This is a genomic window from Rhodococcus sp. NBC_00297, from assembly GCF_036173065.1.
In the GTDB taxonomy this organism is placed as follows: domain Bacteria; phylum Actinomycetota; class Actinomycetes; order Mycobacteriales; family Mycobacteriaceae; genus Rhodococcoides.
In genome coordinates this window covers 943,918-967,345 of the sequence record NZ_CP108041.1, presented here as the reverse complement: position 1 = coordinate 967,345, position 23,428 = coordinate 943,918, and the positions used below count along the sequence as shown (strand labels likewise).

Sequence of the window (23,428 nt, the reverse complement as noted above, 5' to 3'; positions counted from 1 at the left end):
CTCGGAAGATCTGGTGTGACTGCGGTCTGAAACGGCTGCGGTCCGGTGTGACTGCTGCGGGTACTACTCGCTCGGCGTGGACACGAACGAGGACGGCTGCGAGACCGCGCCTGCGTCGATCACGGTGACGTACGCACTGCGCACTCGTCACCCTCGCCGAGACAACGGCGTGAACACTACCCGAACGCGCCGATCGGCCGCGAATCGCCCCTGCTCGTCACCGATGGCGGCGGGTCACCGCTGCGACGTCAGAGCCCGGCACTCGTCCACGGCGTGATCGATCTGATCGAGGGTCAGGAAGTAGTGGGGAGACGCCCGGACGACGGAGTCCAGTCCGCGGGCCGTCATGTCGAGCAGAGTCGACGACGCCGGGCTGACGGAGACGGTGATGTCGCGCTCCGCCAGTGCGTCCTTCACCGCGGCGGGCGCGACGCCCTCGACGGTGAAGGTCACGATGCCGGTGTGGTGGTCGCCCAGGTCGTGCACCGCGATGCCGTGCACCTCGGCGAGGGCGTTCCGCAGCCGCTCGGCCCGCACACGCACCGCGGCCTCCACCGCGCTCGGTCCGAGTTCGAGCAGGAGATCGACGGCGGCGCCGAGACCGAGCCGGGCGGCGACGTCGTGTTCCCATGTCTCGAACCGCCGCGCGTCGTCGGCGACGGTGTAGGAGTCGGGGCCGGTCCAGGACGCACTGTGCAGATCCAGGGATCGCGGCTCCAGGGTGTCGAGCACCGACGGGGCGACGTGGAGGAAACCGGTACCGCGCGGTCCTCGCAGCCACTTGCGTCCCGTCGCGGAGAGAGCGTCCACACCGAGCTCCGCCACGTCGAGGGCGATCTGGCCCACCGACTGACAGGCGTCCAGCAGCACGAGGGCCCCGTGACGGTGGGCCAGGTCGACGATCTCCCGGACCGGGTTCAGCAGGCCGCCGTTGGTCGGCGCGTGCACGAGCGAGACCAGCGCGACGCGGTCGTCCATCATCCGCTCGAGGGCCTCGAGATCGATGCGTCCGGACGGGTCCACGGGAATGGTGTCGACCACCGCGCCGGTCGCCCGCGCCCGCTGCAGTGCGGCGATCGCGTTGGTGGCGTACTCGACGGTGGAGACCAGGATGCGGTCACCGGGGGAGAGCGGTACCGCGTAGAAGAAGTCGCACCAGGCCCGCGTGGCGCTGTCGGACAGTGCCACGGTGCCGGTCGGGGCTCCGATCAGCATCTCCACGGACGTGCGCACCGCGGCGAGATCCTCCGAGCGTTCACGCGCTGCGCGGTATCCGCCCACCTCGGCCTCACGGCGCAGGTGCTCGACGACCGTCTCGACGACGCGCTGTGGCGGCAGCGACGAGCCGGCGCTGTCGAGGAACACCCCGTGCTCGGCGGCAGGGGTGTCCGCGCGGGCGGCGAGCACGTCGACGGTGTCCGTCTCGGGGGTGGCGTTCACAGTGACGCCGACACTACCGGCGACCGTGCGCGGGAGCGATTAGTCTGTGAAGGGCGGGGGTAGACGTCATCCGGACACGCAGTGTCCGCTCCTCTTCCCGTACGCAGTGCCCGTTCCACTTCACGCTCCACCGTCACCCCGCGGAGGCATCCATGACGGCCGTTTCCGGCACTCTCAGTTCGCGGCCCGCCGCCGAGGCATACCTCGCCCGGGTCTGTTTCAAGGTGGGGCCGCCGACTCTGATCGGCGCAGAACTCGAATGGTTCACCCGGACCCCGTCCGGTGCACGTCCCACTCTCGACTCGCTCGCCGAGGCACTGGGTGCCCACACCCCGCAGTCTCTTCGGCCCGAGTCCCCCGCACTCGCCCTCCGCTCCGGAAGTGTCGTCTCCGTCGAGCCCGGTGGTCAGATCGAATTGTCGTCCTCGCCCGCCACGTCCCTCGCCTCCGTCGTCGAGGCGTTGCGCGACGACGAGCAGACGTTGACCCGCCTGCTCGACTCGCACGGGATCTCCCTCGCCGGAGGCGGCGCGGACACGCTGCGACCTCCCGACCGCCTGCTCACGCTGCCGCGCTACTGCGCGATGGAGCAGCGCTTCGAGCAGTACGGCCCGTACGGCAAGCTCATGATGTGCAACACGGCCGCGGTCCAGGTCAGTGTGGACGCCGGCGGCGACGACGAGCAGATCCGACGGCGCTGGGCCACAGTGCATGCCGTGGGTCCGGCGTTACTGGCGGCGTTCGCGACCACGCCCGCTCTGTACGGCGTTCCCGACGGTCGGTGGGCCTCGCAGCGCATGCGCACCTGGTTCGAACTGGACCGCACCCGCACGCGTGTTCCGCTCGGGGTCGATCCCGTCCGCGACTACGCACGCTGGGTCATGGACGTCCCGCTCCTGTGTGTGCGACGCGACGGGCGCCTCGCCGCGCCGCCGCGCGAGGCCACGTTCGCCCAGTGGCTCGAGGGTGACCTGGACGACGACATGGGTCGGCGCCCCACGACGGCCGACCTGGACTACCACCTGACGACGGTGTTTCCCCTCGTGCGTGCGAGCGGCCACCTCGAGATCCGGTACCTCGACGGCCAACCCGACGGGGCGTGGGAGGTGCCGATGTACGCGGTGGACGCCCTGCTGTCCTCCGACTCGGTGGCCGATCAGGCGCTGGACCTGGCGGAACCCACCCTGAACAGGTGGGAGGACGCGGCGCGGGACGGACTTGCCGACCAGGCGCTGCGGCGAGCTGCGGTGGAGCTGCTGACACTCGCGGCCGACTCCAGCCACGGCGAGGCGCGTGAAGCCCTGGGCCGCGCGGCGACGCGCTGCTCCGCCGCCCAGCCGCCGACGGCACCAGGGACAGCGGCGACACCACCACGAGGCGATGCTCGGAAGGAGTTCTCACGATGACGGCGAACACGACGGTCGACGCGGTGGCGCTGCGCGGCCGGCTCGAATCGATGCTGGTGCGTAGCCGCGCCCGGACCCTGGCGCTCACCCGGTGCCTCGACGAGGACGGGCTGCGCGAGCAGGTGTCGCCGTTGATGAGCCCTCTGGTCTGGGATCTCGCCCACATCGGCAACCAGGAAGAGCTGTGGCTGGTCCGCGACGTGGGCGGCCGCGACGCGGTGCACCCGGAGATCGACGACCTCTACGACGCGTTCCGCCACGCACGGTCCACCCGGCCGGGGCTGGATCTGCTGTCGCCCGACGAGGCGCGTGCCTACGTCGACACCGTGCGCGCCCTGTCACTGGATGCGCTGCAGCGCTGCACCTTCGACGAGAGTCGGCTGGTGGAGAACGGCTTTGTCTTCGCGATGGTCGCGCAGCACGAACAGCAGCACGACGAGACGATGCTGGCGACACATCAGCTGCGCACCGGCGACGCCGTGCTGGACGCACCCGACGCTCCCCGCGCCCAGCTGCCGCCCGCCCACGACGTCGAGGTCATCGTCCCCGGTGGCGCGTTCGAGATGGGAACCGGCGACGATCCGTGGGCCCTCGACAACGAGCGGCCCGCGCACACTGTCGAGGTGCCCACCTTCGCGATCGACGCGGCTCCGGTGACCAACGGCGAGTACCTCCAGTTCATCGCCGACGGTGGCTACGACCGCGAGGAGCTGTGGACCGAACGCGGCTGGGCACACCGCACCGAGGCCGGTCTCACCGCGCCGCAGTCTTGGTCGCAGGACGACGACGGTGTGTGGTGGCGTCGAGTCTTCGGACGTGCGAAGCAGATTCGAGCAGCGCAGCCCGTGGTTCACGTCAGCTGGTTCGAAGCCGACGCCTACGCCCGCTGGGCCGGCAAGCGCCTGCCGACCGAGGCGGAATGGGAGAAGGCGGCACGCTTCGACCCCGTGTCCGGGCTCTCCCGGCGCAACCCCTGGGGCGACGACGACGCCGACGACCGGCACGCGAATCTCGGTCAACGCCACCTCGAACCCGCCGACGTCGGCGCGTATCCCGAGGGAGCCTCGCCGCTCGGCGTCGAACAGCTGATGGGCGACGTCTGGGAGTGGACGTCGTCCGACTTCGAGCCGTACCCCGGGTTCGAGATGTTCCCCTACCCGGAGTACTCCGAGGTGTTCTTCGGCGGCGACTACAAGGTGTTGCGCGGCGGCTCGTTCGGCACCGACCAGACGGCGGTCCGCGCGACGTTCCGCAACTGGGACCACCCGATCCGGCGCCAGATCTTCGCCGGCTTCCGGTGCGCCCGCGACGTGGGACACCGGTAGCGGATGTGCCGACACGTCGGCTATCTCGGACCCGCGCGCACCGTCGGAGACGTGCTCACCGCGGGCCCGACATCGCTGCTCACCCAGTCGTACGCACCCCGCGAGATGCGCGGCGGCGGCACGATCAACGCGGACGGCTTCGGTGCGGCCTGGTGGTCGAACGGCACCGCGTCGTCGTATCGGAGCGCGATGCCGATGTGGGGTGACCGGGCCGTCACCGACACGCTCACCCACATCCGCTCGGTGGCGGTGATGGGGGCCGTGCGGTCCGCCACCGTCGGCATGCCCGTCGAGCGGTCGGCGTGCGCGCCCTTCGTCGAGGGTCGATGGGCGTTCAGCCACAACGGTGTCGTGCGCGGATGGCCGCAGTCGGTCTCCGCGCTCGCCGAGAAGGTGCCCGTCGAGTCGCTGCTGCGGTTGGCGGCACCCACGGATTCCGCTGTGCTGTGGGCGATTCTGCAGCAGCGGCTACTGGACCGCGATCCGGCGGACGCACTCGCCGGTCTGCTGGCGGACGTCGACGCCGCCGCTCCGGACTCGCGCGTCAACCTGCTGCTCGGCGATGGCGAGTCGCTTTGGGCGACGACGCTTTACCACTCGCTCTCCGTCCGGTACGACGAGGACAGCGTCGTCCTCGCGTCCGAACCGCTCGACGATCTGCCCGGATGGCAGCAGGTGCCCGATCGGTGCCTCGTCTCCGCCCGACCGGGATCCGTGGACATCACCACCTTCTGACCGCTCCACCCCTGCACCTTCCATGCTCGTCAGCACCGAGGAGTTCGTCATGACAGCGCCGTCACTGGACATCCACATCACCGAGGGTGATCTACAGGAATCGCTGCGGGAAGATGCCCGCCGCGGGCTCACCGCGACGCCGAAATGGTTGCCGCCGAAGTACTTCTACGATGCCGTGGGCAGCGAACTGTTCGAGCGCATCACCGAGTTGGACGAGTACTACCCGACGCGCACCGAGCGCGCCCTGCTGACCGAACGGGCCGCGGAGATCGCTCGCGTGACGGGAGTGGAGGTGCTGGTCGAGTTGGGCTCCGGATCGTCGGACAAGACCCGGGTGCTGCTGTCCGCGGGTCTGGAACACGGCACCCTGCGTCGCTACGTCCCGCAGGACGTGTCGCCGTCGGCGTTGACCGGTGCGATGGAGGAGTTGTCGCGCCAGTACCCGGATCTCAAGATCCACGGTGTGGTGAGCGATTTCACGAGCACCGGCGGCCCGGACAGTGGTCTGTTCTGGGTCCCCACCGGCGGGCGCAGGACGTTGGCGTTCCTGGGCGGCACGCTGGGGAACCTCGTGCCGCAGGAGCGCGCCGAGTTCCTCTCCGCCATCTCGAACACCCTCGACACGGGGGAGTTCCTGTTGCTCGGGGTCGGGCTGGTCATCGACCCCGCGGTTCTGGTGCCCGCGTACGACGACGCGCAGGGAGTGACGGCGCAGTTCGACCTGAACGTGCTCTCCGTGTTGAACGGGCAGCTGAACGCCGACTTCGACGTGGACGACTTCGAGCACGTCGCCGTGTGGGACGAGCGCAACGAGTGGATCGAGATGCGGCTGCGCGCACGTCGCGACCACACGGTGCGCGTCGCGGACCTCGACCTGGACGTGCAGTTCGCGGCGGGCGAGGAGATGCGGACCGAGATCTCCGCCAAGTTCCGGCGCGAGTCGATCACCGGCGAACTGGCCGCGGCGGGGCTGACGGTCGACGAGTTCTGGACCGATTCCGACGAGCGCTTCGCCCTGGTGCTGGCCCGGAAGTAGGGCGCCCGACGACGACACTCCCCGCGGACGAGGTCCGCGGGGAGTGTCGGTCGGTGACGTCGTTTCTCAGGCGTTGCCGTTGAACAGGCTGGTGACGGACCCGTTCTCGAAGACCTCACGGATGGTCTTGCCGAGCAGGGGTGCGATGGAGAGCACGGTCAGCGACGGGAACAGCTTGTCGTCACTGATGGGCAGCGTGTTGGTCACGACGACCTCCTTGGCGCCGCACGACGCGAGGCGCTCGGCGGCCGGGTGGCTCAGCACGCCGTGCGTGGCGGCGATGACGACGTCGCCCGCGCCGGCTTCCTCGAGCACCTTCACCGCGCCGGCGATGGTGCCACCGGTGTCGATCATGTCGTCGATCAGGATGCAGGTGCGCCCCTCGACGTCACCGACGACTCGGTTCGACTTGACCTGGTTGGGCACCAACGGATCTCGCGTCTTGTGAATGAACGCCAGCGGCGCCCCGCCGAGCGAGTCGGCCCACTTCTCCGCGACGCGCACGCGGCCGGAGTCGGGGGAGACCACGGTGATGTGCTCGAGGTTGTAGCCCTCACGGATGTGGTCGGCGAGCTGGCTGTGCGCGTGCATGTGGTCGACCGGGCCGTCGAAGAAGCCCTGGATCTGGTCGGTGTGGAGATCGACCGTGATGATGCGGTCGGCGCCGGCCGTCTTGAGCAGATCGGCGACCAGGCGTGCAGAGATGGGCTCGCGGCCGCGGTGCTTCTTGTCCTGGCGGGCGTAGGGGTAGAACGGCAGGATCGCGGTGATGCGCTTCGCGGATCCGCGCTTGAGCGCGTCGATCATGATGAGCTGTTCCATGAGCCACGTGTTCAACGGGAACGGGTGGCTCTGGAGCACGAAGGCGTCGGAGCCGCGGACGGACTCCTCGAAGCGGACGAAGATCTCGCCGTTCGCGAAGTCGCGGGCGGTCTGCGGGGTGACCTCGATCCCGAGTTCCTTCGCCACCTGCTCGGCGAGCTCGGGATGAGCGCGACCGGAGAAGAGCATCAAGTTCTTCTGGTTGTCGATCCAGTTGGCTGTGGTCACTGCTCTACTCGCCGTCCTTCGGTTCGTGCACGTGTGATTCCTCGGTCGAACGGGCGCGTTCGGCGGCCTCTGCCGCCGGCGTTCCCGGACGCTTCTTCTGCACCCAGCCCTCGATGATCCGTTGCGGACCACCGGAGACGGCGAGCGCTCCCGCCGGTACATCATGGCGTAGGACGGTTCCGGCGCCCGTGTAGGCCCCGTCGCCCACGCGCACCGGCGCGATGAACATGGTGTCGGAACCGGTGCGCACGTGCGAACCGATTTCGGTCCGGCTCTTGCCGACGCCGTCGTAGTTGACGAAGACGCTGGACGCACCGATGTTGGAGTGCTCGCCGATGCTGGCGTCGCCGACGTAGGTCAGGTGCGGCACCTTGGAGTGCGCTCCGATGGTCGCGTTCTTGGTCTCCACGAAGGCGCCGAGCTTGCCGTGGTCGCCGAGGTCGCTGTTCGGCCGCAGGTAGGTGAAGGGCCCGACCGTCGCTCCGGCACCGATCACCGAGTCGGATCCGTGCGAGCGGACCACCGTCGCGCCCTCGCCGACCGACACGTCGGTGAGTGTCGTGTCGGGCCCGATGATCGCGTCCTCACCGATGACGGTGCGTCCGTGCAACTGCGTGCCGGGGTGCAGCACGGCGTCGCGTCCGACGGCGACCTCGATGTCCACCCACGTCGACGACGGGTCGATCACGGTCACGCCGGCGCGCATGTGGCGGGCGAGGATGTGCTCGTTGAGGATGCGGGTGACCTCGGACAGCTGCACTCGGTCGTTCACACCGCGCACCAGCGACGGGTCGGTGAGCTGGGTGCTGAACACCGGCAGGCCGCGTCGGCGCGAGATCTTCAGGACGTCGGTCAGGTACAGCTCGTGCTGCGCGTTGTCGGTGCCGAGCGAGTCGAGAGCCACCCGCAGCGACTGCGCGTCGAAGGCGTAGACACCCGAGTTCACCTCGGTGATGGTCAGCTGATCGGGAGTCGCGTCGGCGTGCTCGACGATCTCCTGGACCTGGCCGGACCCGTCGCGGACGATGCGGCCGTAGCCGTTCGCGTCGTCGGGGACGAAGGTGAGCACCGACACCGCGACGGGCTCCGCGGAGGAGTGGTGATCGTGCAGCAGTGCCTGCAGAGTGTGGGCGTCGAGCAGTGGCACGTCCCCCGCGGTGACCACCACGGTGCCGTCGAAGTCGGCGGGCAGCGACGCGAGGCCGCACTGCACCGCGTGACCGGTGCCGTGCTGTTCGGCCTGCACCGCGATGTCGATGGTGCGACCCAACGTCTCGGCCAGATCGGCGACGGCGGCCGAGACCTTCTCGCGGTCGTGCCCGACGACGGTGACGAGGTGATCGGGGTCCACCCCGTCGGCCGCGTACAGAGCGTGCGCGAGCATGGACCGACCGGCCAGTTCGTGCAGAACCTTCGGAGTCTTCGATCGCATTCGGGTTCCCGCCCCCGCGGCGAGCACGACTACAGCGACCTTCGACGTCATGAATCTCCTCGACCGACTTCGGATGTGCCCCGGGCGGGGGACCCGCCACACTCGTCGCCACGGCTCCGCTGCCCTACGACAACAGCTCCGCCGCTGTGGCGTCACGGCTCCGCCGCCAGGATTCGAACCTGAACTATCTGAACCAAAATCAGAGGTGCTGCCATTACACCACGGCGGATCACAGCCCCGGCTGGCGTGCGCCGAGCGCGTCGATCCTCGCACGAGTGCACCCGCTCCGTAAAACGCTCCGCAGGCCTCACTCGCCGCGCAGTGCTCGCGTGTCACAGTGATTCCATGACCTCGACGCCCGACGCGCCCCGCGAGCCCGATCAGCCGCGTGCACCCGGTGACGCCGCCCTACCGGAACGTGCGCCCCGCGTCCGGATGACGGGGACCGCGCGCCGGGCCCAGTTGATCGAGATCGGCCGCACGCTGTTCGCCGAGCGTGGCTACGAGGCCACGTCCATCGAGGAGATCGCGCAACGCGCGCAGGTGAGCAAGCCGGTCGTGTACGAGCACTTCGGCGGCAAGGAGGGTCTCTACGCCGTGGTGGTGGACCGCGAGATGTCCACGCTGCTGTCCATGATCACGTCGTCGCTGACCGAGAACCGGTCCCGGATCCGGGTCGAACGGGTGGCGCTGGCCCTGTTGACGTACGTCGAGGAGCGCAGCGACGGGTTCCGCATCCTCGTGCGCGACTCCCCGGTCGCCGCGGCCGAGGGAACGTACTCGAGCCTGCTGAACGACGCCGTCGGCCAGGTGGGGCACATCCTGGCGGGTGACTTCTCCCGCCGCGACATCGACCCGGCCAATGCCCAGCTGTACGCCCAGGCATTGGTCGGAATGGTGTCGATGACGGCGCAATGGTGGCTGGACGAACGGTCTCCCTCGAAAGAGGTGGTGGCCGCGCACATCGTGAACCTGTGCTGGAACGGGCTCACGAATCTGGAGCCCGATCCCCGGTTGGGGAGCTGAAAGCGCGAGTGTCACCGGAGGTGGTCACGGTGGACCACCTCGTCGGTCGTGACGACACGACGCTCGGACTCCGGGACGAGTGCTCGTGCTGTGTAGTGGTCCAGTGGTACCGTTCTCGCGTTGTTCACGGATTGAATGCCCCAAACTTTCGAGGCGGATCGCATGGTCAGACAGGCACGCGCCGAGATCACCAGAGACACGGTGCTCGCGGGGGCCGCCCATGTCTTTCTACGGCTCGGGTACGCCAATGCCAGCCTCAGCGAGATCATTTCGCAGTCGCAGGTCACCAAGGGAGCTCTCTACTTCCACTTCGGGTCGAAGGAGGAGCTGGCTCGCGCCGTCATCGACGAGGGCGTGCGGCGCCTGACCACGGCGTGCCGCGCCCTGGACGACGGCCGGATCCCCGCTCTCGAGGCCGAGATCGGTGTCTCGTACATCACGGTCGATCTGGCGATCACGGATCCGATGGTCGCCGCGATGTTCCGGCTCAAGCATCAGATCGGCGACTACCGCGGTACCGGTGAGAACGTCATGGAGGGCTGGGCCGAGTACCACACCGGCCTGGCGCGTCGGGCGATCGACGAGGGCGACCTCGAGGCCGACCTCGACCCCGTGACCACCGGAATGCTGTTCCTGGAGGTCATCGTCGGCGCCCACATGGTCGCGGTGGCCACCGACAGCACCAAGGAGTTGTCGGCGCGCATGGAGCGGCTGTGGCACTACCTCCTCCCGTCGCTGGTCCCCGGTCGCAAGCTCGACTACTTCCGTGAGTTCGCCGCCCGCCGGGTCCTGCGCTACGGCGCCTGACGACGAGCGGCCGCGTCGCGGTCGCCTCGGTCGGCCCACGGTCGTTTCTGTCGGCGACTGCTCCTAGAATCGATACCGAGTCGTCACCGACCGATCGATCTCCGTGAGGGGTGTCGAGCGTTGCGGGTGCACGATCGTGTCGTCTTTCCGTCAGGAGTTCTGCTGGTGTCCTCGCCGTCCGTCCATGTTTCCCCCGCGCAGACCCCGGACGACGGTGCGGGCCGGATGTCGGGCCTGCTGGAATTCGCACTGCGTGACGCGTCGCTGGCGCAGATCGTCGATCTGTCCGGCCGCCGCGAGGCCACCCTGGTGGCACCCACTCCGGCGCGGGCGTTCATCGCTGCGGCCATGTCCCGCACCACACCGGTCCTGCTCGTCACCGCGACGGGCCGCGAGGCCGACGATCTGACGGCCGAGCTCACGGAGATGGTGGGCGGCGCCGTGGCGCAGTTCCCGTCCTGGGAGACGCTGCCGCACGAGCGTCTGTCCCCCGGAGCGGACACCGTCGGTCGTCGTATCGAGGTGTTGCGGCGCCTCGCCCGGCCGGAGGACGCCGACTACGGCGTCCCGCTGAAGATCATCGTCACCACGGTGCGCTCGGTGCTCCAGCCGATGGCGCGTGGACTGGGCGAGATCGAGCCCGTCGGCCTGCGCGTGGGGGCGGAGTTCGACTTCGAGGAGTTGCAGAAGCGACTGGTCGAACTGGCCTACACGCGTGTCGACATGGTCGGTAAACGCGGTGAGTTCGCGGTGCGCGGCGGCATCCTCGACCTGTTCTCGCCGACGGCGGATCACCCCGTCCGTGTCGAGTTCTGGGGTGACGAGGTCACCGACCTGCGCGCCTTCTCGGTCGCGGACCAGCGCTCCATTCCCGACGTGGAGGTCGACACGGTCATCGCGCCGCCGTGCCGGGAGATGATTCTCGATGAGGCCGTACGGGAGCGCGCGGCGCGTCTCGCCGCCGACAACACCGGCGACCCGATCCTGGTGGAGATGCTCGAGAAGATCTCCGCCGGCGTTCCGGTCGAGGGCATGGAGGCGTTGCTGCCGGTGCTGAAGGCCGGCGGCCTCGAACTGCTGACCGACGCGCTGCCCGACGGCGCGCACGTGCTGGTCTGCGATCCGGAGAAGGTGCGTACGCGCGCGACGGATCTGGTGCGGACCGGCAAGGAGTTCCTCGAGGCGTCGTGGACGGCCGCGAGCATCGGTGCGGCCGCACCGCTCGACACCGCAGCGCTGGACACCAGCAGCGTGACGGACGAGAGCGCCGTCCTCGACCTCGATCTCAGCGCGTCCGCGTACCGGTCGCTGCGGCAGGTCCGAGAGTCTGCGGAGGCGGCCGGTCGGCCGTGGTGGACCGTGGGCCCGCTCGCCTCGGGCAGTGACGAGGAGATCGTGCTCGACGTCGACGCGGCGCCGGACGTGCGCGGCTCCGAGGAGGCACTCGCGACGCTCTTCCAGATGTTCACGGCGCACCTCGCGTCCGGCGGCCGCGTGGCCGTCGTCGTCGCGGGCGCGGGAACGGCGCAGCGCACGGTCGAACGCCTGCGGGAGGCCGGTGTGCCGGCGCTCCCTCTCGATGCCGGTTCCGAGCCCGGCCCCGACGTCGTCGGCGTGATGTGCGGGTCGTTGCACTCGGGTCTCGTCCTGCGTGATGCCGGCCTGGTGGTGGTGACGGAGGCCGATCTCACCGGCAACCGGGTCGCGGCGGCCGGCGACGGCAAACGCTTGCCCGCCAAGCGTCGCAATCAGGTCGATCCGCTCGCGTTGACGGCCGGCGACATGGTGGTCCACGACCAGCACGGCATCGGCCGCTTCGTCGAGATGGTCGAGCGGACCGTCGGCGGGGCACGCCGTGAGTACCTCGTCGTCGAGTACGCGCCCAGCAAGCGTGGCCACCCGGGCGACCGCCTCTTCGTTCCCATGGAGTCGCTCGACCAGTTGTCCCGCTACGTCGGCGGGGAGATGCCGAGCCTGAGCAAGCTGGGCGGATCCGACTGGACCAACACCAAGCGCCAGGCCCGCAAGGCCGTCCGCGAGATCGCAGGGGAGCTCGTCCAGCTCTACGCGGCGCGGCAGGCGGCGCCCGGTCACGCGTACGGGCCGGACACCCCGTGGCAGAAGGAGATGGAGGACGCCTTCGCGTTCACCGAGACCGTCGACCAGATGACCGTCATCGACGAGGTCAAGGCGGACATGGAGAAGCCCGTCCCGATGGACCGAGTGGTCATCGGCGACGTCGGTTACGGCAAGACCGAGGTCGGCGTCCGGGCGGCGTTCAAGGCCGTCCAGGACGGCAAGCAGGTAGCGGTGCTCGTTCCCACCACCCTGCTGGCCCAGCAGCATCTGCAGACCTTCACCGAGCGGATGGCCAACTTCCCGGTGACGGTCAAGGGGCTGTCCCGGTTCTCCGACGCCGCCGAGTCACGGGAGACGTTCGCCGGCCTCGCGGACGGCACGGTGGACATCGTCGTGGGCACGCACCGATTGCTGCAGACCGGTGTGCAGTGGAAGGACCTCGGGCTGGTCATCGTCGACGAGGAGCAGCGCTTCGGCGTCGAGCACAAGGAGCACATCAAGGCGCTGCGCACGCACGTCGACGTCCTGACGATGTCGGCGACACCGATTCCGCGCACGCTCGAGATGAGCATGGCGGGCATCCGCGAGATGTCGACCATCCTGACGCCGCCCGAGGAGCGTCACCCCGTCCTGACCTACGTCGGTGCCTATCAGGAGAAGCAGGTGGCGGCGGCGATCCGCCGTGAGCTGCTCCGTGACGGCCAGGTCTTCTACGTTCACAACCGCGTGAGCAGCATCGACAAGGCCGCCGCGAACATCCGACGGCTGGTGCCGGAAGCGCGCGTCGTGGTCGCACACGGCCAGATGAACGAGGACGCGCTCGAGAAGACGGTGCAGGGGTTCTGGGAGCGTGAGTTCGACATCCTGGTCTGCACCACCATCATCGAGACGGGCCTCGACATCTCCAATGCGAACACGCTGATCGTCGAGCGAGCCGATTCGTTGGGTCTGTCCCAGCTCCACCAGTTGCGTGGGCGTGTGGGTCGCAGCCGGGACCGTGGCTATGCCTACTTCCTCTACCCGCCGGAGAAGCCGCTCACCGAGACGGCGTACGACCGGTTGGCCACCATCTCGCAGAACTCCGACCTGGGCGCCGGTATGGCGGTGGCGATGAAGGACCTCGAGATCCGCGGCGCGGGCAACGTGCTGGGCGCGGAGCAGTCCGGCCACGTCGCCGGTGTGGGATTCGACCTGTACGTCCGACTGGTCGGCGAGGCGGTGGAGGCCTACCGCGCCGTGGCCGACGGCCGCCCCGTCACCACCGACGAGGCGCCCAAGGAGGTGCGCATCGACCTCCCCGTCGATGCCCACATCCCGCCGGACTACGTCACCAGCGACAGGCTCCGACTCGAGGCGTACCGCAAGCTGGCCGCGGCGCAGAACGACGCCGAGATCGGTGCGGTCATCGACGAGCTGACCGACCGCTACGGGCCGGTGCCGGCCGAGGTCGCCCGGCTCGTGGCCTTCGCCGTCCTGCGCATCCTGTGCCGTTCCTACGGCATCGTGGACGTGCAGATGGCGGGGACCATGGTGAAGTTGGCGCCGATGGACCTACCCGACTCCAAGCAGATACGGTTGAAGCGGCTCTACCCCAGCGCACAGTATCGGGCGACCACCGGCACGGTGCAGATCCCGATTCCGCGTGTGGCAGGTGGTGGAGTCGGTTCGGCCCGTGTCCGCGACGAGGAACTTCTGCAGTTCGTCGCCGACGTGCTGCTCGCGATGGACGGGCAGCCCGCGGGCTCCGTACGAGTCGAGCAACCGATCGGGGTGTGAGCGCGCGATGACGATTCTGCTGCTGGATCCCCTGCGGCCCACCATGGTGCCGGTGCAGGCCGTGACGTTGCTGGACAAGCCCGTGGGCTTCACCGAAGAGGTGCCGGTCTCCATCCGCTGGCGCCTCACGGGGTTCACCTCCGCGGGCGACGACGAGCCCGAGGTGCTCATCAGCACCAGCCGCGACAACCCCGACGTCCAGGAACGCATCACGCGCGGCGAGGACGTCATCGAGGTGCCGGTACCCCGCGGCGGCAACCTCGCCGAGGCCGTCTTCGTCATCGACAAACTGCGCTCACTCGGCGGATGGGAGGCGCAGCAGACGCACGAGTCGCTGCGCGGGTACCTCCTCGAGGAGACCTACGAACTGCTCGATGCCATCGAGACCGGCGATGCGGACTCCATCCGGGAGGAGCTCGGCGATCTGCTGCTGCAGGTCATCTTCCACGCGCGCATCGCCAAGGACGCGGGCGCCGAGGCGTTCGACATCGACGACGTGGCGTCCACCCTGGTGGCCAAGTTGACCCACCGCAGCCCGCACCTGGCCGACACGTCCGGCGCCCCGATCGACATCGGTGCGCAGGAGAAGGCCTGGGAGGAGCGCAAGGCCGCGGAGAAGGTACGCGCGTCGTGTCTCGACGGCATCGCCATGGCGCAGCCGTCGCTCGCGCTCGCCCAGCAGGTCATCACCCGAGCGGTCAAGGCCGGGCTCCCTCAGGACTTCGTCCCGGAGTCCATGCTCTCGGTGCGCATCGACATCTCGGGTGATCACGGCGCCACCAGCGCCGAGGACTCGTTGCGCCGCATCGTCAACGAGTTCGTGGCCGACGTACGGGCCGCGGAGCGCGGCGCCGCCATGGACGGAGTCCGATCGGCCGAGATGGACGCACGAGCGTGGTCCAAGTACTGGCCGGGAACCGACATGTTCGGCCGACCGCTCGCGGCGACGGGGACGGACGACGCACGCGTCGCCGCGTCCCACCATCGGCCGCAGGCGGACGAGAAGAACCGCTGACCGTCTAGCCGAAGAGCGTCGAGCCCCAGTAGTCCTCGGTGCCTTCCGGAACTCCCGGTGGGCAGGCGAAGACCGCCGAGCCGACGTGGGAGATGTACTCGTTCAGGGCATCTCGTCGCGCGAGAGCTTGCTGCATAGGCACGAACTGGGTCTGCGGATCGCTGCAGAAAGCGACGAAGAAGAGCCCCGCGTCGAGGTGGCCGAAGCCGTCGGAGCCGTCGGTGAAGTTGTACCCGCGGCGAAGAATCTTGATGCCGCCCAACGACTCCGACGACGCCAGTCGTACGTGCGCGTCCTTCGCGATGGTCGAGGAGCCGAGGTCGACGGTGTCGAACTCGGCCGTGCCGCCCAGTGGCGCGCCGGTGGCCTTGGACCGACCGATGACGCGTTCCTGTTCGCCGAGCACCGCGCGGTCCCACGGTTCGATCTTCATCCGGATGCGCCGCGCCACGAGGTAGGTGCCGCCCGTCATCCAGTCGGACTCGCCGCCGTTCACCCACACGTGCTCGTCGACGGTCGCCGCTTCCTCGGCCTTGATGTTGTTCGTGCCGTCCTTGAAGCCGAAGAGGTTGCGCGGTGTCGCCTGGGCGGTCGACGTCGACGCGGTGCGACCGAAGCCGAGCTGCGACCACCGCACCGACGCGGTGCCGAACGCGATGCGCGCGAGATTGCGGATGGCGTGCACCGCCACCTGCGGATCGTCGGCGCAGGCCTGCACCGCGATGTCGCCACCGCTCCGCGCCGGGTCGAGGTCGTCTCCGGGGAATCGCGGAAGATCCTGCAGCGCAGCCGGTCTGCGGTCGCCCAAGTCGAGCCTGTCGAAGAACGACGGGCCGAAGCCGATGGTCAGCGTGAGGTTGGACGGCATCAGGCCGTAGGCCTCGCCGGTGTCACCGGGCGGCTCGTACTGTCCGCCGCCGACCACGCCACCGGGAACCGACTCGGCGCCGACGGTGAGACGTTCGGCCATCGCCGTCCACTTCGTGAGCATCGCGACGATCTCGTCGCGCGAGGTGGTCGTCACGTCGAAGGTGACGAAGTGCATGCGGTCCTGTGCGGGCGTGACGATGCCCGCCTGGTGGACGCCGCGGAACGGCACCACGGCCTCGGCCGCGTCGGCGACCACGGGTTCGGGTGCGGTCGACCGGCCCAGCGCGGCACCGGCGCCGACCGCGAGTGCGCCGGCTCCCACGCCACCGAAGAGCGCGCGGCGCGAGAGGCGTCGACTCGGCGGGGTGGCGGCGGCGTCCGTGTCGGACGTCCGCTCAGGCGCCTGCGACGACACCCTGGACCTGGCTCACCGACGCGGACAGGGCGTCGATCTTCTTCGACAGGTCCTGGCGCTGCGGCTCGGTGACCGTGTCGTAGGAGACGAAGCCGTCACCCTGGCGGTACTTCGCGAGCTCGGTGTCGAGTTCCGCGAAGCGCTGCTCGATGGTGGCCGCGAGTTCCGGGTCCCGCTCGGACAGCACCGGAGCGAGCGCCGCCACCGCTGCCTGCGATCCGTCGACGTTCGCCTGGAAGTCGTACAGGTCGGTGTGGGAGAAGAAGTCCTCCTCACCGGTGATCTTCGTCTGGGCGACCTCGTCGAGGAGGCCCTGTGCGCCGCCCGCCACCGTGATCGGGTCGATCACGAAGTCGGGGGACTGCACGCCCGCGACCAGTTCGTCGACGTCCGCCTTCAACTGCGCGGCGATCGCGTTCGTGTCCGGCTGGAGCCCCTGTGCCCACAGGTCCTTCTCCAAGCGGTGGAACCCGGTCCACTCGGCACCCGGCTCGACGTCCGGCTCGCGCAGGTCGATGCGGGGGTCGAGATCGTCGGGGAAGCTCTCCGCGACGGGTTCGATGCGCTCGTAGTAGGTGCGGACGAGCGGGAACTGGGCCTTGGCGCCCTCGACGTCGCCGGACGTGACCGCGGTGACGAACGACGCCGTCGTCTCCTGCAACGCCGTGACCTGGCTGACGACGTAGCGCTTGTAACCGTCGGCCGCCTCGGCGAGCGTCCCGTCGGCGTCGGACTCCTTGGCGTCACCCGTGACGACGAAGTCGCCGCGGAGGCCGTCGCCGACCATGCCCGGCTTGCACGCGGTCTGGTACGTGGCGGGCTCGGGCAGCGCGACGATGAGCTGGCGGGAGACGCCGGGCCCGATGTTCTCGATCTCGCCCATGACGCGGTCGCCCTCGCCGTAGACGTAGAACTCGGTGACCTTGGAGCCGTTGTTGGTCACCTGGAAGGTGGAGCTGCCCGTCTGTGCACTCGTCGTACCGACGTCGCACGAGCTGTCGGTCGCGTCGACCACGATGTCGCCGCCCTCGGCCGAGGTCGTGGCCTCCTTCTCGGTGCAGGCCGTGAGTGCCAGCGGCAGCGCGGCGGCGCAGAAGAGGAGGCGGGTGGTGGTGCGCATTTCAGTGGTGCCCTTTCGGGAGCGGGAAGGCCGGAGGCCGGTCGGTAGTGGAGCGGGAAGGCCGGAGGTTCTGGAGCAGATGTGTGGGTCAGGACGCGGCGGGTTGTGGCTGCGGTGCGGTGACTCGTGGCACGGTCTTCGGCCGCCGGAGGAACAGGGGCAGGACGACGACGAGGTAGAGCACCCAGGCCGCGACCTGCAGAACGGTCGGCTCGGGGCGGAAGTTGAAGATGCCGGCGACGACGGTGCCGTACCAACTGCCCGCGTCCCAGGTGTCGCTGATGTCGAACGCGGTCGCGCTGCCGCCGGGGAGGATTCCGCCGATCTGCAGAGCGCGCAGTCCGTACGCCAGGATTCCGGCGGCGACGAACACGAGGAAGACGCCCGTCCAGCGGAAGAACCGGGCGAAGTCGATGCGCACTGCTCCGAAGTACAGGAGGACGGTGAGTAATGCAGCGACGGCGATTCCGGCCAGCAGACCCAGCAGCGGCCAGGAACTGCCGTTGGTGTTCTCCGCGTAGCCGACCATGAGGATCGCCGTCTCGATTCCTTCGCGCCCGACCGCCAGAAAGGCGAGCGATGTGACGGCCACCGGCCCGACGTCGAGCGCGCGGGCCATGCCGGCCTTCAACGTGCCGGAGATGGAGGCGGCGGCCGACCGCATCCACAACACCATGCCGGTGACGATCGCGACGGCGATCAGCGAGGCGATGCCGGCGATGATCTCGGCGGTGAGGCCCGTGACCGTCGAGGTGCCGAGGTGGATGACGGCGAACACGACGGCGACCATGCCCACGGCGGCCGAGACGCCCGTCCACACCCACTTCAGCGCGTCGCGGCGGTCGGACTTCACGAGGAACGCGACCAGGATCATCACGACGATGCCGGTCTCGAGTCCCTCCCGGACGCCGATCAGTCCACTGCCGACCATCTGCGTCACGACGGACGGCGCGGACGCGACGACGACTGTGGACACGGCGGGATCTCCCGGGCTCGAGTGGAGTGGGGCGTCTTAGGCAAGGCGACCCTCATACGAAAGGTGAACATACACCGGCTTCGGGGTGCGAAACAGCCGCCGACCAGGACTTTTGAAGACCTTTACCCTTCTATTACTTTAACTCGGGATGATGGAGGCATGCTCCCATCGCGCTCCCGGCGCCTCCGCGTCGTCGCGGCTGCGCTCGCCACGGCCGCCGTCGTCTCCGGCTGTGGCGCCCTCGATCTGGATCCGGGCAGACCCGCGGTGGAGATCCCCGAGGGAATCCCGCCGGGGCCCGGAGCGCCCGTGCCGCCGATCGACGTGGACGCGCCCGGTCGCTCGGCCGACCTGCTCGCCGGCTGGGCGGAACCGCTGGTCGACCCCACCGGAATCGGCCGCACCGCGCTCGAGGCCTACGGCCACGCGGCCGCGGTCATGGCCCGCTCGTCACCAGGGTGCGGTCTGGCCTGGACCACTCTCGCCGGGATCGGCCGTATCGAGAGTCGTCACGGCACCTTCGGTGGATCGTCCGTCGGTCCCGACGGCACCGCGACCCCGCCCATCCGCGGAGTGCCCCTCGACGGCACCGCCGGCAACGCGGAGATCGCCGACACCGACGGCGGAGAACTGGACGGCGACACCGTCTTCGACCGCGCCATGGGACCGATGCAGTTCATCCCCGAGACCTGGCGCAAGTGGGGCGTGGACGCCAACGGGGACGGCCGCGCCGACCCCGACAACCTCGACGACGCCGCGCTCACCGCGGGGCGTTACCTCTGCGCCCGTGGGGGAGACCTCACCACCGCGGAGGGGTGGCAGGCCGCCCTCATGGCCTACAACCTGTCGGGGGTCTACCTGAGGGACGTCCGCGACGCGGCCTCCGCCTACTCCGTCGGTGCCCGGCCGTCCTGACGTCGACGTCCTCCGGCCTGCCCGCCCGACTACCGACCGGCCTCCGGCCTGCCCGCGTGCGCGCCTGCGCGTCGAATATCGAGCGCGGCGGCTGCGGCGGCTAGTCTGTCTTCGAGCCGCGCCCGACCACGGGTGACCGGTTCGCGCCCGAAGCTGTGTGTTCAACGCCTGACTAGGAGTTCATTCGTGGCCATCATCGAACAGGTCGGAGCTCGCGAGATTCTCGACTCACGTGGCAACCCCACGGTCGAGGTCGAGGTCGCGCTCGACGACGGCACGCTGACCCGTGCAGCGGTGCCCTCGGGGGCCTCCACCGGTGAGCACGAGGCCGTCGAGCTCCGCGACGGCGGCGATCGCTACGGCGGCAAGGGTGTCGAGAAGGCCGTCAACGCCGTGCTCGACGAGATCGCGCCGGCCGTCATCGGCCTCGACGCCATCGAGCAGCGCACGGTCGACCAGGCACTGCTCGACCTCGACGGCACCGCCGACAAGTCGCGCCTCGGCGCGAACGCCCTGCTCGGTGTCTCGCTCGCCGTGGCCAAGGGTGCCGCGGAGTCCGCCGGACTGGAGCTCTTCCGATACCTGGGTGGACCCAACGCCCACATCCTGCCGGTGCCGATGATGAACATCATCAACGGTGGCGCCCACGCCGACAGCGGCGTCGACGTGCAGGAATTCATGATCGCCCCCATCGGTGCGCCGACCTTCAAGGAGGCCCTGCGCTGGGGCGCCGAGGTCTACCACGCACTGAAGTCGGTCCTCAAGGCCAAGGGCCTGTCGACCGGGCTCGGCGACGAGGGCGGTTTCGCCCCCGACCTCGCGGGCACCAAGGCCGCACTCGACCTCATCTCGGAAGCCGTCGGCAAGACCGGTCTCACGCTGGGCTCCGACATCGCTCTCGCGCTCGATGTCGCCGCCACCGAGTTCTTCACCGCCGGAACGGGATACGCCTTCGAGGGCAACACCCGCACCGCGGAGGAGATGTCGGCGTTCTACGCGGACCTGCTGAACCAGTACCCGCTCGTCTCCATCGAGGATCCGCTCGACGAGAACGACTGGGACGGCTGGGTCGCCCTCACCGACAGCATCGGTGACCGGGTCCAGATCGTCGGCGACGATCTGTTCGTCACCAACCCGGAGCGCCTCGAGGAGGGCATCGTCAAGGGAGCCGCCAACGCTCTCCTGGTGAAGGTCAACCAGATCGGCACGCTGACCGAGACCCTCGACGCCGTCGATCTCGCGCACCGCAGTGGCTACCGCACGATGATGAGCCACCGCAGCGGCGAGACCGAGGACACCACCATCGCCGATCTCGCCGTCGCCGTGGGCAGCGGACAGATCAAGACCGGTGCCCCGGCTCGCAGCGAGCGCGTCGCCAAGTACAACCAGCTGCTGCGCATCGAGGAGGCACTCGGCGACGCCGCGCGCTACTCGGGCGAGCTGGCGTTCCCGCGGCTCGACTTCACCTCGAAGGACAGCTGAGCTCACCGATGGCGGACCGGGACTCTCGACGCAGTGCGGCACGGCCGGGTGGCCGTTCGCCGCGCCGTGACGCGCGTCCCGGTCGATCCACGCGCCGCGACGGGTCCGGGGCCTCGCAGCCCCGGACCGTCGCCGGCGCGGTCAACGACGTCGTCACCGAGGGTGCCGCACTGGTCGGTCGGCGCGGACGCCGCCGCGGCGGCGAGAAGAAGGAACGCACGTTCCTCGGCCTGTCCACGGGCAAGGCCGTCGTCCTCGCCGTGGTGATCTGCGCTCTCGCCCTGACTCTCGCAGTTCCGTTGCGGACGTACATCTCCCAGCGCGGGGACGCCGCCCAGGTGGCCGCCGAGCGAGTGGCGCTCGAACAGCGCGTGGCCGAGCTCCAGATCCGCAAGGACCAGACCGACGATCCGGCCTACATCACCGCACAGGCACGCGAGCGCCTCGGTTACGTCATGCCCGGCGAGACCCCCTATCAAGTCCAGTTGCCCGGCGCGCGTGCACGATCGGACATCGAGAACGATCCGCCGCCGCCCCCGCCCGGACCCTGGTACAGCGACCTGTGGTCCACGGCGACCACCCCACGGTGACGCCTCGGCGCACGCCGATCCACCCGATCCGGAAATGAGTCAGACCCAGTGAGCGACGTGTCGCGCGAAGACCTCGACGCCGTGTCCGCCCAGCTCGGACGAGAGCCGCGCGGCGTGCTCGAGATCGCCTACCGCACCCCGGACGGCCGTCCCGCCGTCGTCAGGACGGCGCCGAAGCTGCCCGACGGAACGCCGTTCCCCACCCTCTTCTACCTCACGGATCCGCGTCTGACGGCCGAGGCGAGCCGCCAGGAATCCGCCGGTGTCATGCGCGAGATGACCGAGCGGCTGCAGCAGGACGAGGAGCTCGCGGCGGCCTACCTGCGTGCCCACGAGGGTTATCTGGCCGAGCGCAACGAGATCGAGTCGCTCGGAACCGATTTCACCGGCGGCGGGATGCCGGACCGGGTCAAGTGTCTGCACGTGTTGATGGCGCACTCGCTGGCCAAGGGTCCGGGTGCCAATCCGCTGGGCGACGAGTCGGTGGCGCTGGCCGCCGAGGGGCCCCTGCGTGGCACGGCCCTGCCCGCGGACTGGCCCACCATCGAGGAGCTCCGAGCATGAGGGTCGCTGCGATCGACTGCGGAACCAACTCCATCCGTCTGCTCGTGGCCGACGTGGACGACGACGGTCTCCGCGATCTCGCGCGCGAGATGCGTGTGGTCCGGCTGGGGCAGGGTGTCGACGCGACCGGGTCGTTCGCACCCGAGGCGATCGACCGCACCGAGGCGGCGCTGCTCGAGTACGTCGACATCATCACCGAGCTGGGCGGTGTCGACGCGGTGCGCATGGTCGCGACGTCGGCCACACGCGACGCCGACAATCGTGATCTGTTCTTCGACATGACGCGCCGGACCCTCGCCTCCGTCGCGGACGGTGCAGTGGCCGAGGTCATCTCGGGCGACGAGGAGGCTCGTCTGTCCTTCGCCGGGGCGGTCGGCGATCTGGATCCGGACGAGGGGCCGTTCCTCGTGGTCGATCTCGGCGGCGGCTCCACCGAGCTGGTGCTCGGAGATGCCGACGGCGTGCGCGCCGCCTTCTCCGCCGACATCGGATGTGTTCGGCTCACCGAGCGGTGCCTGCGCACCGATCCACCCACCGAGGCCGAGCGCAGGGCAGGGCAGACCTTCACCTCCGAGCGCCTCCAGCCGGCGTTCGACGCGGTACCCGTGAAGGATGCCCGCACCTGGGTCGGGGTTGCCGGGACCATGACCACCCTCTCGGCCGTGGCACAGAATCTTCCCGCCTACGATCCGGACGCGATCCACTTGTCGCGCATCCCGTTCACCGATCTGCGCGATGTCTGTGATCGTCTGCTCGGCATGACGAGGGCGGACCGTGCCGTGCTCGGCCCGATGCATCCCGGTCGCGTCGACGTCATCGGCGGAGGATCCCTCGTCGCGGCCACACTCGCCGAGCACATCGGTGCCGAAACCGGAATCGACAGCCTGGTCGTGAGCGAGCACGACATCCTCGACGGGATCGCTCTCAGCGTCGCCGGGCGATGATCACTCCGGTCTCGGCCCGAGCTTCCTGACGGTCACCGGAGCGCGGCACTCCCACGCTTCCTCGATCAGGTCACGAAGCTCGTCGACGTCCACCTCGGGCAGTCGCACGAGCACCGACGCGTGACCCTCGTAGTGATCGGTGGTGAAGAACGCTGCCGGGTTCGAGCTGATGAGGGCCTCGCGGTCCTCGACGCTCGGTCTGCGGAGCAGCAGAACGTCGGGCATCTCGTGGACCCGTGCGAACAGTCGGTCCTTCACGCGGAAGCCGGGAGTGCCGTACGACGGCTTCTCCGTCACCTCGCGCAGCGCGAGTGCGATACGTCGGACGTCGTCCTCTGTCGCCATGGACGCAGTGTGCCACCTGCAGTCCTGCATCGCCGCAGATCGAGGGTGCAGTGATGCCTCTTGCCTTCGGGCGGACGCAC

The 23,428-nt window shown here is 69.3% G+C and carries 20 protein-coding genes and 1 tRNA gene; 13 read left to right on the top strand and 8 right to left on the bottom strand.

The annotated features are described in order from the left end of the window. Nucleotides 1–234: 234 nt before the first annotated feature. Entirely contained in the window at nt 235–1,440 is a 1,206-nt protein-coding gene (locus OG947_RS04540; RefSeq protein ID WP_328813215.1) for an aminotransferase class V-fold PLP-dependent enzyme, read from the bottom strand. Between the two features lie 152 nt (nt 1,441–1,592). Here OG947_RS04540 and egtA point away from each other — a divergent pair, with 152 nt between their 5' ends. From egtA to egtD, 4 genes are read left to right on the top strand one after another with little or no spacing between them, the layout of a single operon-like run. Then, nucleotides 1,593–2,846: an ergothioneine biosynthesis glutamate--cysteine ligase EgtA gene (egtA, locus tag OG947_RS04535; protein WP_222638290.1), complete on the top strand. Its 1,254-nt coding sequence runs from the start codon at nt 1,593–1,595 to the stop codon at nt 2,844–2,846. Beyond that, complete coding sequence (gene egtB, locus OG947_RS04530) at nt 2,843–4,171, top strand: ergothioneine biosynthesis protein EgtB (protein ID WP_328813214.1); 1,329 nt, start codon at nt 2,843–2,845, stop codon at nt 4,169–4,171. Before egtA ends, egtB begins: the two co-directional genes overlap by 4 nt. A gap of 3 nt (nt 4,172–4,174) precedes the next feature. Next, on the top strand, nt 4,175–4,906 hold the full coding sequence (gene egtC / locus OG947_RS04525) for an ergothioneine biosynthesis protein EgtC (protein ID WP_056447097.1): 732 nt from the start codon (nt 4,175–4,177) through the stop codon (nt 4,904–4,906). Between the two features lie 49 nt (nt 4,907–4,955). Then, nucleotides 4,956–5,942: an L-histidine N(alpha)-methyltransferase gene (gene egtD, locus OG947_RS04520; protein ID WP_328813213.1), complete on the top strand. Its 987-nt coding sequence runs from the start codon at nt 4,956–4,958 to the stop codon at nt 5,940–5,942. A gap of 66 nt (nt 5,943–6,008) precedes the next feature. Here egtD and OG947_RS04515 read toward each other — a convergent pair whose 3' ends face one another. The 3 genes from OG947_RS04515 to OG947_RS04505 all read right to left on the bottom strand — a co-directional run bounded on the left by OG947_RS04515 (nt 6,009) and on the right by OG947_RS04505 (nt 8,653). Then, a complete protein-coding gene (locus tag OG947_RS04515; RefSeq protein WP_027504070.1) occupies nt 6,009–6,992 on the bottom strand; it encodes a ribose-phosphate diphosphokinase in 984 nt (327 codons plus the stop codon). 4 nt (nt 6,993–6,996) lie between these two features. Continuing rightward, a complete protein-coding gene (gene glmU, locus OG947_RS04510; RefSeq protein ID WP_328813212.1) occupies nt 6,997–8,475 on the bottom strand; it encodes a bifunctional UDP-N-acetylglucosamine diphosphorylase/glucosamine-1-phosphate N-acetyltransferase GlmU in 1,479 nt (492 codons plus the stop codon). Nucleotides 8,476–8,582: 107 nt separating this feature from the next. Continuing rightward, nucleotides 8,583–8,653, bottom strand: a tRNA-Gln gene (locus OG947_RS04505). 206 nt (nt 8,654–8,859) lie between these two features. On the opposite strand from OG947_RS04505, the gene OG947_RS04500 reads away from it, so the two are divergent. The 4 genes from OG947_RS04500 (at nt 8,860) to OG947_RS04485 (ending at nt 15,127) form a co-directional block, all read left to right on the top strand. Continuing rightward, nucleotides 8,860–9,450, top strand: coding sequence for a TetR/AcrR family transcriptional regulator (locus tag OG947_RS04500; protein ID WP_027504068.1), 591 nt, complete (start codon nt 8,860–8,862; stop codon nt 9,448–9,450). A 162-nt stretch (nt 9,451–9,612) separates the two neighbouring features. Next, on the top strand, nt 9,613–10,257 hold the full coding sequence (locus tag OG947_RS04495) for a ScbR family autoregulator-binding transcription factor (RefSeq protein WP_027504067.1): 645 nt from the start codon (nt 9,613–9,615) through the stop codon (nt 10,255–10,257). Between the two features lie 165 nt (nt 10,258–10,422). Continuing rightward, nucleotides 10,423–14,112, top strand: a complete 3,690-nt coding sequence (gene mfd, locus OG947_RS04490; protein WP_442973087.1) for a transcription-repair coupling factor — start codon at nt 10,423–10,425, stop codon at nt 14,110–14,112. A 7-nt stretch (nt 14,113–14,119) separates the two neighbouring features. Next, the gene (locus tag OG947_RS04485; protein WP_328813211.1) at nt 14,120–15,127 is read left to right on the top strand and encodes a MazG family protein; all 1,008 of its coding nucleotides are present in this window, start codon (nt 14,120–14,122) and stop codon (nt 15,125–15,127) included. 4 nt (nt 15,128–15,131) lie between these two features. On the opposite strand, the gene efeB is transcribed toward OG947_RS04485, so the two are convergent. The 3 genes from efeB to efeU all read right to left on the bottom strand — a co-directional run bounded on the left by efeB (nt 15,132) and on the right by efeU (nt 18,463). Continuing rightward, nucleotides 15,132–16,412, bottom strand: coding sequence for an iron uptake transporter deferrochelatase/peroxidase subunit (efeB, locus tag OG947_RS04480; protein ID WP_328813210.1), 1,281 nt, complete (start codon nt 16,410–16,412; stop codon nt 15,132–15,134). Next, nucleotides 16,393–17,532 (bottom strand): iron uptake system protein EfeO, encoded by a 1,140-nt coding sequence (gene efeO, locus OG947_RS04475; RefSeq protein WP_328813209.1) that lies wholly within the window; start codon nt 17,530–17,532, stop codon nt 16,393–16,395. Before efeO ends, efeB begins: the two co-directional genes overlap by 20 nt. 88 nt (nt 17,533–17,620) lie before the next feature. Beyond that, nucleotides 17,621–18,463 carry an iron uptake transporter permease EfeU gene (gene efeU, locus OG947_RS04470; protein ID WP_328813967.1) on the bottom strand — a complete coding sequence of 281 codons (843 nt, stop codon included), beginning with the start codon at nt 18,461–18,463 and terminating at the stop codon, nt 17,621–17,623. 204 nt (nt 18,464–18,667) lie between these two features. On the opposite strand from efeU, the gene OG947_RS04465 reads away from it, so the two are divergent. From OG947_RS04465 to OG947_RS04445, 5 genes are all read left to right on the top strand, one after another. Beyond that, nucleotides 18,668–19,423, top strand: coding sequence for a lytic transglycosylase domain-containing protein (locus OG947_RS04465; protein WP_328813208.1), 756 nt, complete (start codon nt 18,668–18,670; stop codon nt 19,421–19,423). Between the two features lie 186 nt (nt 19,424–19,609). Beyond that, complete coding sequence (gene eno / locus OG947_RS04460) at nt 19,610–20,905, top strand: phosphopyruvate hydratase (protein WP_027504061.1); 1,296 nt, start codon at nt 19,610–19,612, stop codon at nt 20,903–20,905. Between the two features lie 8 nt (nt 20,906–20,913). Beyond that, nucleotides 20,914–21,495, top strand: a complete 582-nt coding sequence (locus OG947_RS04455) for an FtsB family cell division protein (protein ID WP_204866522.1) — start codon at nt 20,914–20,916, stop codon at nt 21,493–21,495. Between the two features lie 48 nt (nt 21,496–21,543). Further along, a complete protein-coding gene (locus OG947_RS04450) occupies nt 21,544–22,059 on the top strand; it encodes a DUF501 domain-containing protein (protein ID WP_328813207.1) in 516 nt (171 codons plus the stop codon). Beyond that, on the top strand, nt 22,056–23,003 hold the full coding sequence (locus OG947_RS04445; RefSeq protein WP_307095278.1) for a Ppx/GppA phosphatase family protein: 948 nt from the start codon (nt 22,056–22,058) through the stop codon (nt 23,001–23,003). Before OG947_RS04450 ends, OG947_RS04445 begins: the two co-directional genes overlap by 4 nt. Here OG947_RS04445 and OG947_RS04440 read toward each other — a convergent pair whose 3' ends face one another. Beyond that, nucleotides 23,004–23,348, bottom strand: a complete 345-nt coding sequence (locus OG947_RS04440) for an MmcQ/YjbR family DNA-binding protein (RefSeq protein ID WP_056447558.1) — start codon at nt 23,346–23,348, stop codon at nt 23,004–23,006. Nucleotides 23,349–23,428: the final 80 nt, after the last annotated feature.